Annotated in this window: 12 protein-coding genes and 2 other annotated features; all 12 genes read right to left on the reverse strand. The window is 36.4% G+C overall.

Features of this window, described 5'->3' with window-relative positions:
* Window positions 1-24: 24 nt before the first annotated feature.
* The 12 genes from LKE46_RS17750 to LKE46_RS11780 all read right to left on the reverse strand — a co-directional run bounded on the left by LKE46_RS17750 (window position 25) and on the right by LKE46_RS11780 (window position 13,146).
* Complete coding sequence (locus LKE46_RS17750) at window positions 25-504, reverse strand: CPBP family intramembrane glutamic endopeptidase (protein WP_363316080.1); 480 nt, start codon at window positions 502-504, stop codon at window positions 25-27.
* Window positions 505-643: 139 nt separating this feature from the next.
* Window positions 644-1,711, reverse strand: a complete 1,068-nt coding sequence (gene leuB, locus LKE46_RS11730; protein WP_291722383.1) for a 3-isopropylmalate dehydrogenase — start codon at window positions 1,709-1,711, stop codon at window positions 644-646.
* Entirely contained in the window at window positions 1,708-2,205 is a 498-nt protein-coding gene (gene leuD, locus LKE46_RS11735) for a 3-isopropylmalate dehydratase small subunit (protein ID WP_291722386.1), read from the reverse strand. Before leuD ends, leuB begins: the two co-directional genes overlap by 4 nt.
* Window positions 2,202-3,467 (reverse strand): 3-isopropylmalate dehydratase large subunit, encoded by a 1,266-nt coding sequence (gene leuC / locus LKE46_RS11740; RefSeq protein ID WP_291722390.1) that lies wholly within the window; start codon window positions 3,465-3,467, stop codon window positions 2,202-2,204. Before leuC ends, leuD begins: the two co-directional genes overlap by 4 nt.
* A gap of 44 nt (window positions 3,468-3,511) precedes the next feature.
* The gene (locus LKE46_RS11745; RefSeq protein ID WP_291722393.1) at window positions 3,512-5,062 is read right to left on the reverse strand and encodes a 2-isopropylmalate synthase; all 1,551 of its coding nucleotides are present in this window, start codon (window positions 5,060-5,062) and stop codon (window positions 3,512-3,514) included.
* Between the two features lie 110 nt (window positions 5,063-5,172).
* Window positions 5,173-5,369: a binding site (T-box leader), on the reverse strand.
* Window positions 5,370-5,429: 60 nt separating this feature from the next.
* Window positions 5,430-5,626 (reverse strand) — a binding site (T-box leader).
* 151 nt (window positions 5,627-5,777) lie between these two features.
* The gene (locus LKE46_RS11750; RefSeq protein WP_291722395.1) at window positions 5,778-7,184 is read right to left on the reverse strand and encodes an amino acid permease; all 1,407 of its coding nucleotides are present in this window, start codon (window positions 7,182-7,184) and stop codon (window positions 5,778-5,780) included.
* 462 nt (window positions 7,185-7,646) lie between these two features.
* Window positions 7,647-8,465, reverse strand: a complete 819-nt coding sequence (locus LKE46_RS11755) for a prephenate dehydratase (protein ID WP_291722398.1) — start codon at window positions 8,463-8,465, stop codon at window positions 7,647-7,649.
* Between the two features lie 19 nt (window positions 8,466-8,484).
* On the reverse strand, window positions 8,485-9,579 hold the full coding sequence (gene aroC, locus LKE46_RS11760) for a chorismate synthase (protein WP_291722402.1): 1,095 nt from the start codon (window positions 9,577-9,579) through the stop codon (window positions 8,485-8,487).
* Window positions 9,580-9,606: 27 nt separating this feature from the next.
* On the reverse strand, window positions 9,607-10,875 hold the full coding sequence (gene aroA, locus LKE46_RS11765) for a 3-phosphoshikimate 1-carboxyvinyltransferase (protein WP_291722405.1): 1,269 nt from the start codon (window positions 10,873-10,875) through the stop codon (window positions 9,607-9,609).
* 19 nt (window positions 10,876-10,894) lie between these two features.
* Entirely contained in the window at window positions 10,895-11,758 is an 864-nt protein-coding gene (locus LKE46_RS11770) for a prephenate dehydrogenase (RefSeq protein ID WP_291722408.1), read from the reverse strand.
* A 32-nt stretch (window positions 11,759-11,790) separates the two neighbouring features.
* Window positions 11,791-12,825, reverse strand: a complete 1,035-nt coding sequence (aroF, locus tag LKE46_RS11775) for a 3-deoxy-7-phosphoheptulonate synthase (protein ID WP_291722412.1) — start codon at window positions 12,823-12,825, stop codon at window positions 11,791-11,793.
* A 174-nt stretch (window positions 12,826-12,999) separates the two neighbouring features.
* Entirely contained in the window at window positions 13,000-13,146 is a 147-nt protein-coding gene (locus LKE46_RS11780) for a hypothetical protein (RefSeq protein ID WP_291722415.1), read from the reverse strand.
* Between the last annotated feature and the right edge of the window lie 72 nt (window positions 13,147-13,218).

Here is a 13,218-nt window from a genome sequence, read left to right on the forward strand (position 1 = left end):
TCTTTTATATCCAGTCTAAATAAATTATATAACCACAAAACTAAAAAGATTTCTTAAACTATGGATTGCACACACGATCAAAAAAGGCGGTATTCCTTTTTTTTCATAAGTGATAAAAGAATATGCAAGAATTATACCTATGATAGTAGTATTAATTACATAACTTAAACTATAAGTATGGCTTAACCCAAATAGTATAGAGCATATTAAAATTATAATATAATTATTATTTTTTAATATTTTAACTTTTCTTAAAAGTTTTATGACAGCATATTGATATATTAAAGTTTCTAGTAAAGGAGCAATTATTATTGCCACCACAAAATTTAAAAACATAGAAGATTTCGAAGTCTCTGAAGTAGCTTCTGAAATTTCAATATTAAAAATGAAGCTTAATAAGCCGAGCATAGCTGAAGAAAGAATTGTACATAACGTCATAATGAGGATAAATTTAAATGGATGCAGTTCTTGTAAGAAACTATTGATTTTGTATATAAACTTCATAAAATATTCCTATCCTTTTAATAATTTTAAATCCAGAACTATTATACATGATTTTATTACTTTATATAAATATTCGTAATTTTACCTGAAAAATATAATAGGGGCTGTCACACTAAAAATTAGTACGACAGCCCGTTTTTTATCCTATTGCATTGACTATTAAATATCCCATTTCCCTGGTTCCAATCAATTTCTTGCCTTTTTCCATGATGTCCTGTGTACGATAATCTTCATCCAATACTTTGGATACTGCATTTTCTACATCGGAAGCAGCCTTATCCATGTTGAAGGTATACCTCAGCATCATGGCCGTACTCATAATGGTGGCAATCGGGTTTGCCTTGTCCTGTCCTGCAATATCAGGAGCTGACCCGTGTATGGGCTCATAGATCCCAACCTTGCCGTCTCCCAGACTTGCAGAAGGAAGCATACCCAGGGAACCCGTAAGCATGGACGCTTCATCACTCAATATATCACCGAAGGTATTTTCAGTTACAATTACATCAAATTGCTTTGGATTTCTTATAAGCTGCATGGAAGCATTGTCAACATACATGAAATCAAGCTTTACATCCTCATGCTCCTTTGCAATTTCAGTTACAGTTTCTCTCCACAGTCTGGAGCTTTCCAGTACATTGGCCTTGTCAACCAGGGTAAGCTTTTTATTTCTTTTTTTCGCTATTTCAAATGCCTTCCGTGCAATTCTTTCTATCTCCGGAGTAGAATATGCCATTATATCCCATGCCTTCTGGCCTCCAGGTATATCAACACGTTTTTTTTCTCCAAAATAAATTCCGCCTATCAATTCCCTTACAATCATTATATCCAGCCCATCTCCAAGAACTTCCGGCTTTAGATTTGATGCTGATTTAAGCTGGGGAAATAAAATTGCAGGTCTTAAATTTGCAAATACTCCAAGTGCCTTTCTTATTCCAAGAAGTCCCACCTCCGGTCTGAGATTGCTTGGAATTTTGTCCCACTTAGGGCCTCCCACAGCCCCAAGAAGTACGGAATCACTCCTTTTACATATATCTATGGTTTCCTGGGGTATTGGTCCTCCTGTTCTATCTATGGCTTCACCGCCTAAAAGCACTTCTCTATACTCAAAGTCCACCTTGTATTTCTTTGATATGACCTCCAGCACCTTCAGTGCTTCACCAACAATTTCCTTTCCTATCCCGTCTCCTTTTATAACTGCTATATTCACCTGTCTGCCACTTCCTTTTTAACATAATTTATAAGTCCGTCGGAATTTATTATTTTCTGCATGAATTCCGGAAATGGAACTGCCTTGTAAATCTTTCCCTTGGTTATATTTTTTATAATTCCTTCAGCAACATCTATCGATATCTCATCTCCATCTTCTATATGCTTCGAGGCTTCAGCACATTCCATTATAGGAAGTCCTATATTTATGGAATTTCTAAAGAATATACGTGCAAAGCTCTCCGCAATTACACATTTTATTCCCGCTGCCTTTATCGATATGGGAGCATGTTCTCTCGAAGAACCACATCCAAAGTTCCTTCCTGCAACAATTATGGATCTGGTTTTTGCTTTTTCACTGAAATTACCGTCCAGATCCTCCATACAATGTGAAGCGAGTTCCTTTGGATCGCTTGTATTCAAATATCTTGCCGGTATTATTACATCCGTATCCACATTATCCTTATATTTGATTACCTTTCCCTGTATTATCATTTTATTACCTCCTCTGGTGACGAAATTTTACCCGTTACAGCAGAAGCCGCCGCTACTGCAGGACTTGAAAGATAAACTTCACTTTCCGGATGTCCCATTCTTCCTACAAAATTTCTATTTGTCGTAGATATTGCTCTTTCACCTTTGGCAAGTATTCCCATATAGCCTCCAAGGCACGGTCCACAGGTTGGTGTACTTACTACCGCTCCAGCCTTTATAAATATTTCAATGAGCCCTTCCTTCATGGCCTGAAGATAGATATCCTGTGTGGCAGGAATTATAATGGCTCTCACATTTTTATTTATTTTCCTGTCCTTTAAAATGGATGCTGCCGCCCTCAGATCACTTATTCTTCCATTTGTACATGATCCGATGACAACCTGATCTATTTTTACATCTCCCACCTCATCAATGGTTCTCGTGTTTTCTGGAAGGTGAGGAAAGGAAACCGTGGTTTTTATGGCAGATAAATCTATCTCAATAATATCAACATATATGGCATCCTCGTCCGCACTGTAAATTTTATACGTCTTTGAAGAGTGTTCTTTCATATATTCTATAGTTTTTTCATCCACTTCAAATATACCATTTTTTGCTCCTGCCTCGATAGCCATATTTGTAATTGTGAATCTATCATCCATAGACAGCTCAGAGACTCCATCACCTGTAAATTCCATGGATTTATAAAGCGCCCCGTCTACCCCTATTTTTCCTATTATATGCAATATGACATCTTTACCACTTACCCAGGGCTGCAATTTTCCCTTCAAAATAAATTTAATTGCCTCCGGCACCTTGAACCATGCTTCTCCTGTAGCCATTCCCGCAGCCATATCAGTACTACCTACTCCTGTTGAAAAAGCTCCAAGTGCACCATAGGTACATGTATGTGAATCCGCACCTATTATTACTTCTCCTGCTACTACAAGACCTTTTTCCGGCAGAAGTGCGTGTTCAATTCCCATCTGCCCCACTTCAAAATAATTTTCTATATTCTTATCCACAGCAAAATCTTTCACACATTTACATTGTTCTGCAGACTTTATATCCTTGGCAGGTGAAAAGTGATCAGGAACAATTGCAACTTTCTTCCTATCAAATACCTCCTTCAATCCCGTCTTGTTGAATTCCCTTATAGCCACAGGTGTTGTAATGTCATTTCCAAGAACCATATCCAATTTGCAATTAATCAGCTGTCCTGCGCTTACATTTTCCAATCCTGCATGACCTGCCAGAATTTTTTGTGTCATGGTCATTCCCATTTGTGCATCTCCTCCTATATTTTAATGTTAATAGTGATTATAAATCAGACTCGCTCAATTTTATATTTGCTCGAGTTGTTTTCAATTTCATAGTATATTTTATTTACTGCATTTACAAATGCCTTCGCACTTGCCTCTACTATATCTGTACTCATCCCTTTTGCTGTAAATACTCTATTATTATTTTCCACCTTCACAGTAACCTCGCCTACAGCATCCTTTCCACTTCCTATTGATCTTATAAAATAATCCTTGAGCTTTATGTCCATACCTGATGCTTTTTCTATCGCCTTGAAGGCTGCATCTACCGGACCATCCCCACAAGCTGCCTCTCTTATATTTTTACCTTTGAATTCAATTTCTACTGTAGAAGTAGATACCATGGTATTGCCGCTGGAAAATTGAAAATACTTCAAATTATACGCTTCAGGAACCTGAAATATTTCATGGTTGATTATTGTTTCAATATCTTCATCAGAAACAGTCTTTTTCTTTCCAGTTAAATCCTTGAACTGCTTGAATGCTTCGTTTATCTTGTCTTCGCTTAAATTGTCATATCCAAGCTCCTTCAAATGCTGTACAAAGCCATGTCTTCCTGAATGTTTTCCAATAACCAGAGTGCTTTTCTTAAGCCCTACGGATTCAGGTGTCATAATCTCGTAAGTAGATCTGCAGGCCAGTACGCCATGCTGATGGATTCCTGCCTCGTGTGCAAATGCATTTGCTCCAACTATGGCTTTATTGTTTGGAATAGGCATTCCAGTTGCATGACTTATCAATTTACTTGTTTTTACTATTTCCTCGGTTACAATATCAGTCCTGCATCCAAAATACTTTTCCCTCGTCTTAATCGCCATTACAACCTCTTCCAGAGAAGCATTTCCTGCCCTTTCCCCAATTCCGTTTACTGCACACTCCACCTGCCTGGCACCATTTTTTACAGCTGCCATTGAATTTGCAACCGCCATACCTAAATCGTCATGGCAGTGTACACTTATAATTGCCCTGTCGATATTGGGTACATTTTCCTTTATACCCTTTATGAAATTTCCGAATTCCTCAGGTATATCATAGCCTACTGTATCAGGAATATTTACAATATCAGCTCCTGCATCTATTACACCTTCAACTATTCTGTACAGGAATTCAGGTTCAGTTCTTGTAGCATCTTCAGGTGAAAATTCAACACTTGGACAAATTGATTTGGCATATCTGACCATATCCACTGCTCTTTTGTAAACTTCATCGGGAGTCATCTTCAATTTATATTCCATATGGACATCCGAGGTTGCTATAAATGTGTGTATTCTCGGTTTATCTGCATATTTGACGGCTTCCCAGGCTCTGTCTATATCCTTTTTTGCCGCCCTCGAAAGTGCAACTACAACCGGCCTTTTCACCGCTTTTGCCACAGCTCTGACTGCCTCAAAATCTCCTTCGGATGCTATTGGAAATCCTGCCTCTATAATATCCACATTCATCTTTTCAAGCTGCTTTGCTATTTCTATTTTATCCTTGATATTCAAATTGACTCTTGGTGTCTGTTCTCCATCTCTCATGGTAGTATCAAAAATATAAACTTTATTGTTTTCCATCTGAATTCCTCCCAATTTTTATTATATTCTAAATTTTTTAAATTTTCTCTTTGCACATACCCATATGCATATCCATATTCCATCCAAAAACATAAAAGGCATATTTCTCGCTCTGGGGCGAGAAATATACCGCGGTACCACCCAAATTTTTTACTTCATTGAATAACGGCCTGCGCCGGCACAGCCTACTATTACTTCAGCCTGCAACTCAAGGGTGAGTTTCAATTTACAGCAACTATGAGCTTTCACCATACCTCATTCGCTTTGAAATAGATATAAATTTACTTTTCCCTGTCATGATTTTTATTATTTTCCATATATGTAATAATATACCGCAATTTGTGTATAAAAAAACAGCTCCTAATCGCTCTGGGGCGATGGATCTGCCGCGGTACCACCCAAATTTTTACTTCATTGAATAACGACCTGCGCCGGCACAGCCTACTATCATTTCAGCCTGCAACTCAAGGGTGAGTTTCAATTTACAACAACTATGAGCTTTCACCATGCCTCATTCGCTTTGAAAATCAATGCAAATCTAATTTTCCCTATCACAGTTTTTATTTAACTTTCGATAGTTGTTAGTATAATATAAAACTATGGATATGTCAATACTTTTTCTTATAAAAAATTAGAGATCCATTTCTCTTCATCATAAGTAATCTTATTGATGAAGAAGAAATATATCTCCAATCTATTCTATATACCTGTCAGTTTAAGCCCCTTTTTTTTCCTGCTGGTCTGTAATAATACTGTGTTTATAACCATAGGCAAAATAGAGTATCAACCCCAATGCAAGCCAGATGACAAATCTAATCTGTGTTACAGCAGGCAGCTTGTATATGAGCAGGCCGCAAAATGCTATTGCAAGAATAGGAATTACCGGAACTCCTGGACATTTAAAAGATCTTTTTCTGTCAGGATCTTTTTTTCTCAAAACAAGGACAGCTGCCGATACTATTATAAATGCGCAGAGTGTTCCTATATTTGTAAGCTCTGCTACTATGTTGATAGGAAGAAATCCTGCAACAATTGCAGTTATAACTCCTATAACCAATGCACTTCTAGCCGGAGTCTTGTATTTTGGATGAACATGTCCAAACACTTTAGGGAGAAGTCCGTCTCTGGACATTGCAAAGAGTACACGGGTCTGTCCAAACATCATTACAAGAAGTACTGAAGTAAGTCCGCATATAGCCCCGACCGAGACAAGGGCAGCACCCCAGTGATATCCGACTTGCTGTAGTGCAAAGGCAACAGGGGCAGCAGTAGTCTTGAATTTCAAGTATGGAACCATACCTGTCAAAATTCCTGATACAACAATATAAAGAATTGTGCATATAATAAGTGAAGCTATGATTCCTCTCGGCAGATCCCTCTGTGGATTCTTTACTTCTTCTGCCGCTGTAGATACAGCATCAAAACCTATATATGCAAAGAATATTACAGATGCACCAGACAAAACTCCGCTCCAGCCGTAAGGCATAAATGGATGCCAGTTGCTGGGATTAACATGTCCTACTCCAAGTGCTATAAACATCAATACAACTACAAGCTTGATTCCAACTATTATATTGTTTACAGTAGTACTCTGTCTTACACCTATTATATTAATGAAAGTTATAAATGCTATTATAAGTACTGCCGGTAAATTTATAATACCTCCTGCAAAAGGTGATGCAATCATGCTTTCTGGAAGATGAATTCCAAAGTCCGTTAATATGTTTACCATATAACCTGACCAACCTATAGAAACCGCCCCAATGGCAAAGGCATATTCAAGTATCAGATCCCATCCTATAATCCAGGCCCAAAATTCTCCAAGTGCTATATATCCATAAGTATATGCACTTCCAGCCGCCGGAACCATAGCAGCAAATTCTGAATAGCAAAGTGCGGCACAGGCACAGGCAATACCTGCTACAATAAATGAAATTACAAGTGCGGGGCCTGAATAATTTGCTGCAGCAACTCCTGTAAGAACAAATATACCAGTACCAATTATGGCTCCAATTCCAAGCATTGTAAGTCCAAAACTTCCAAGTACTTTTTCAAGGCCACCTTCCTTCTTGGTTTCATCCATAAGCGCATTTATAGACTTTGTTCTAAAAATGTCCTTCATAATTTGTATTTCTCCTTTCGATTAATAATTTAATAATTTAATGTGTTATTTATTGTATTATATCTAAATTAATACATTATTTATTAAAACATTTTTAATATAGGTATATATTATATTACTAAATAATTTTTTTCAACATCTTATAAAATTTATGTATAATTTAGCTTTTATTATATCATAAACAAAAAAAATTATCTTATTCCAGTATTAATTCAATAATTTTTTTAGTCTAACATTATTTTTAAATTCATAGTCATAAAGTATATATTCATGTAATTGTTTTAATTATACTATATCAATAAAAACATATTTATATAATTGCAAAAATGTTTAATAATCAGGTGATTTTTTAATTTTATGTTTTTCTCCGCTGCATTATAAAAAAAAGCAGGTTGAAAATCATGAAACATTTCATAATTTTCAACCTGCAACAAATTCATTCTATAATATAAGCTGCTTGTACTAAATTGTGTGGTCAGAAGTATAATTGCCAAGCAGTTTGAAATATTCACATTCATTTTTAATTTTTTCTACAACTTTTTGGGCATTTCTATCATTCAGATTTCCATAAAAATCTATATAAAAATAGTACTGCCAGGGACTGTCTATTTTAGGCCTGGATTCTATTTTTGTCATATTCAAATCATTTTCTTCAAAGTGTTTTAATATGTTAAATAGAGTACCAACCTTGTGTTCAAGAGTAAAAACTATACTTATTTTGTCTGAATCATCATTTACTTCCATAGATTTTCCAATAATTATAAATCTGGTATAATTTTTTTTATTGTAATTTATATCTTCCTGAAGTATATCTAGATTATATAGTTTGCCGGCTCTTTTACTTGCTATACATCCTTTGCTCTTGCACCCTTCTTCACTTATGTATTTAGCACTTCCTGCAGTACTGAAGTATGGTACTAATTTCAGCCTCCTGTTTGCTAAAAATTCCTTACTCTGCATAAAAGCCTGACTATGGGAATAGATTTCTTCAATGTCGTCTATGGATGCACCTTTTATTCCAAGTAAATTATGATTTACTTTTATGCACTTCTCTCCTACTATATAAAACCCATAATTTCTGAGCAAATCATAAACTTCATTTATACTTCCTGTAGAAGAATTTTCTATTGGAATAACACCATATTTTGCAGTATCACTTTCAATGGCATCGAAAACATCCTTGAACTCAGCACAGCTTAAAATATTGCCGGTATTTCCAAAATACTCTACAAGAGCTTCATGGCTGAAAGATGCTTCAACTCCGTAAAATCCTATTTTCATTGATTTTCCTCCTGTAATATCAGATATTCATCAAATCAAGTATTCCTATGGCACTGACAGCTTCTACCACGGGAACAGCTCTTATTACAATACACGGATCGTGTCTTCCCTGTATATTGATTTCTGCATTTTCCTTCTTTTCTATATCCACGGTTTTCTGGGCTTTTAATATTGAAGCTGTGGGTTTTATCGCAGTTCTAAATATTACCGGCATTCCGTTTGTAATTCCACCAAGAATACCTCCATTGTTGTTGGTTCTGGTCTTTATGGCAGAGTTGTCATCCATGTAATACTCATCATTTGCCTTTGAACCCGGCATCGATGTCATTGCAAATCCTTCTCCAAATTCCACTCCTTTTACTGCAGGTATTGAAAAGAGGAGATGTGAAAGTATACTTTCAACTGAATCAAAAAATGGCTCACCAATTCCCGGAGGAATATTTATAATTGCAGTTTCTATAACTCCCCCAACGGAATCTCCTTTCGTTTTTGCTTCAATTATGGCATTTTTCATCTTCTCTGCAGAAGCATTATCTATAACCGGAAATTTGCTTCTGGAGAGTTCCATCAATTTGTCTTTTTCTATTGAGACAGCGCTGAATAAATTTTTTTCTTCAAAATCATCCACTATATCTCCTATATTCTTTATATGACTCCCTATAAATATGCCCTTATCCTCTAGAATTTTCCTGCATATTGATCCGGCCAGAACCAAAGGCGCAGTAATTCTTCCTGAAAAATGTCCACCACCCCTGTAATCATTAAAACCATTGTATTTTACAAAACCGGTAAAATCCGCATGTCCCGGTCTCATGAGATTTTTTGTCTTCTCATAGTCTTTCGAGTGCTTATCTTCATTCATTATAATGGCACACAATGGGGTCCCCGTAGTCCTTCCGTTGAAATATCCACTCAATATTCTAAAATCGTCTTTTTCCTTCCTGGGCGTTGTAAATTCACTTGTACCGGGGGCTCTTCTATTCATCTGCTGCCTTATATATTCCAAATCCAGCTTAATTCCCGGTTTTAGCCCGTCTATAGTAATTCCTATGGCATTTCCATGAGATTCCCCAAAAATAGACAACTTTATATTATTGCCAATAATTCCACTCATATTCAAAACTCCCAACCAAATTATTAATTATATTTCTTCTATATCTCCACCAAGAATTCCAAAATCCCTCCAAAAATCAGGATAGGATTTACTTACACAATCCGCACCTTTTATTATCAACTTATTTTTACACTTTGAAGAAATCTGGGCCAGGGCCATTGCTATTCTATGGTCATTAAAGCTTTGGGTTTCTCCACCCTGGAGCATCTGCCTGCCTTTTATTACAAGCCCCTCAGGCTTTTCTTCCACATCCGCCCCTATCTTGTTCAATTGAGATGAAATGGCCGCAAGTCTGTCAGACTCCTTTATTCTAAGCCTGCCAGCATTTACAATCCTTGTAATTCCGCAGCTTACCGAAGCCAATGCCGCCAGTGAAGGAACCAGATCCGGACATTGAGATGCATCAACTGTAATTCCTACAGTTTCGGAAGCCTTTGATACTATATTCCCATCCTGAATCTCTATGACAGCTCCCATTTTCTTCAGGAAATCAAGTATTACCTTATCACCCTGGGATGAAGCTGCATCAAGTCCTTCGCACACAACTCCGTTTCCCAGTATACCAATGGAAAGCAAAAACGCTGCCTGGGAAAAATCCCCCTCCACACTGTAATTACCGTTCTTGTAACTTTGATTTCCCTTTACTACAAATTTTTTATAATCTACATTACCTATGTTAATGCCAAATTTTTTCAATACATCCAGTGTCATGTCTATATATGGTCCCGACTCAAGCCTGGTAGTCAGGTTTATCTCAGAATCCTCTTTTAAAAGTGGAAGTGAAAACAAAAGACCTGTTATAAATTGGGAACTTATATCTCCTCTTATTTCATAATTTCCAGCTTTTAATCTCCCATTTATTTCAAGAGGAAGTTTCCCATTTGAATTTTGGTAGTATATATTCTGTTTCTCAAATATCTTATAGTATATATCAAGCGGTCTCTCAACGAGTTTTCCCTTCCCGGTCAAAATTACCTTTTGATTCACAGCTGCGGCAAGAGGAATTATAAACCTCAGTGTAGAGCCGGATTCACCACAAAATATAGTACCCTGCCTTAAATTCAGATTTCCTGTTCCATATATGATGGCAGAATCCTTATTCAATTCAATTTTTGTTCCAAAGGCCTTCATTGCTCCTATAGTGGCAATTATATCCTTCGAAAAACAAATATTTCTTATTTCGCTCTTTCCCTCTGCCAAAGCTGCACATATGATGCTTCTGTGGCAGAAGCTTTTGGATGAAGGTACTTTTATTGTTCCGCCAAGTTTTTTTGGAGTGATTACTACTGTTTTCATCCTGATTCCCCTTTATTTTTTAATTGATCTTTTTTCGAAGAGAAATAGTATCTTCAAACACCGTTTGAAGATCCTCTATATCCTTGTTTTTAATATCTTTTTTAATTCTATTGATTGAACTCTGGAATTCATCTATTCTTTTAACAAGTTCATCTGAATTGAGCATAAAAAGTTCAGTCCATAATTTTGAATTGATCAATGCCACTCTCGTGGCATCTCTAAAACTTCCACCAACAAACAGCTCGGGTTTTATGTCCTTTATATGCTCATTCATAAGAAGAGCTGTTGCTATTACATGCGGCAGTTGACTTGTATATGCAATTATGCTGTCATGTTCTTCAGGAGAAATATATTCCACATTTTTACATCCAAATTTTCTGGCCATTGACACTATAATATCAATGCTTGATTTTTTATTTCTGATACCCGGAGTTATTATATAATTCGCTCCCTTAAATATAGAACCATCCGCATATTCAATTCCCCTGTATTCTTTCCCTGCCATTGGATGTCCCGATATAAATTCTATATCCTCAGGCAGGAAAGAATCAACAGCTTCCACTACTAATTTCTTTATACCGGAAGTATCAGTTATAATAGCTCCCGGTTTGAAATATTCAACATTGTCCCTTATAAAACTAATTGTATCCTGAGGATAAAGAGCTACTATTACAATGTCCATATCTTTTAAAAATTTCCCCGGCTTATCATATCCTCTATCTATTATTTTCATGTCAATAGCCTTATCCAGTGTTTCCAAACTTCTGTCCATACCGGCTATATACTTTGTACCAATAGATTTCAATGCCATTGCATAGGAACCGCCGATGAGTCCCATTCCAACAACTGCTATACTAAAATTGCTAAAGTCACAATCTTCCAAACCTATTCCCCCCACGTCAAAATTGTCAATTCCTATACATTCATAGAATTATAAATCTGCCTTGCTCCTGCCTCCACCAATCTATTTATATCAGACATCAAATTGTGGAATCTATCCGGTGTTATAGATTGCTTGCCGTCACAGAGTGCATTTTCAGGATCATTGTGAACCTCAATTATAAGTCCATCCGCTCCTACAGCTACAGCCGCTTTTGCAAGAGGTTCCACCATCCACCACAAACCTGCTGCATGACTTGGATCTACTATTACAGGAAGGTGACTTAGTTTTTTTATTGCAGGTATGGCACTTAAATCCAGAGTGTTTCTAGTATAATTCTCAAAAGTTCGTATTCCTCTTTCACATAATATGACATTTTTATTTCCTTCAGACATTATATACTCGGCTGACATCAGGAGTTCCTCTATGGTAGCGGATAGTCCCCTTTTCAGGAGTATGGGTTTCCTTGTTTTGCCGAGCTCCTTCAACAGTTCAAAATTCTGCATGTTCCTCGCACCTACCTGTATGATATCCACATCTTCCACAAATTTATCTATCATATTGGCAGACATTATTTCTGTAACTATAGGTAATCCGGTTTCCTTTTTGGCAAGTTTCAAAAGTTCCAGTCCTTCTGTTCTAAGTCCCTGAAAACTATAGGGAGATGTTCTCGGTTTGAATGCGCCGCCCCTCAGAAACTTTGCGCCGCTTTTTTTCACCTGTTTTGCAATTTCTACTATCTGGCCTTCACTTTCCACGGAACAAGGGCCTGCTATAACGGCCAAATCCTCGCCTCCTATGGTTTTCCCCTCTATATCAACTACAGTATTATCTGGATGAAACAACCTATTGGCAAGTTTATAATTCTGCTGAACCTTATGAACCTTTTCCACATATTCATTTGCCTCAATCTTGCTCATTTCAATTCTTGAAGTATCTCCAATAAGCCCAAGTACGCCATAGTTTTGTCCTATAGATACATTTACCCGGACATGTTCCCTTTCTTCCAATCTCTGTTTCAATACCATAATCTCCTCTTTAGGTGTGTGAGGTTTCATTATTATTACCATAGTTAAATTCTCCCATCTTAATTTTAAATTTTATGCTTTCTTGATAAAATTTAAATTAATTTATACTCCGGATTATAAACTAATTTAAAATATAAAAAACAGGACCTCTAATGAGATCCTGTCAATTAAATACATTATTATCGTATAAAGATACAACCTTTTTGTGCCATGCATTTAAATTATTATTTTACTCATTAGAAATAAATTGGATAATTTTTTGTAGAAGAAATAACCAGCGCTAAAATAAAAGTAGCCCCAGCTAAAGCTAAAATCAAAATAAAATTTGTTGCTTCCAATTTCCTTTCCAATGATATTTTCCATAATAAAATACTCCTCCATAAGTCTTAAAGCTAATTATATTTCCATTTGTTAATAATTATATCAGTTTTAAGA

This window comes from Clostridium sp. (genome assembly GCF_022482905.1).
In the GTDB taxonomy this organism is placed as follows: domain Bacteria; phylum Bacillota; class Clostridia; order Clostridiales; family Clostridiaceae; genus Clostridium_B.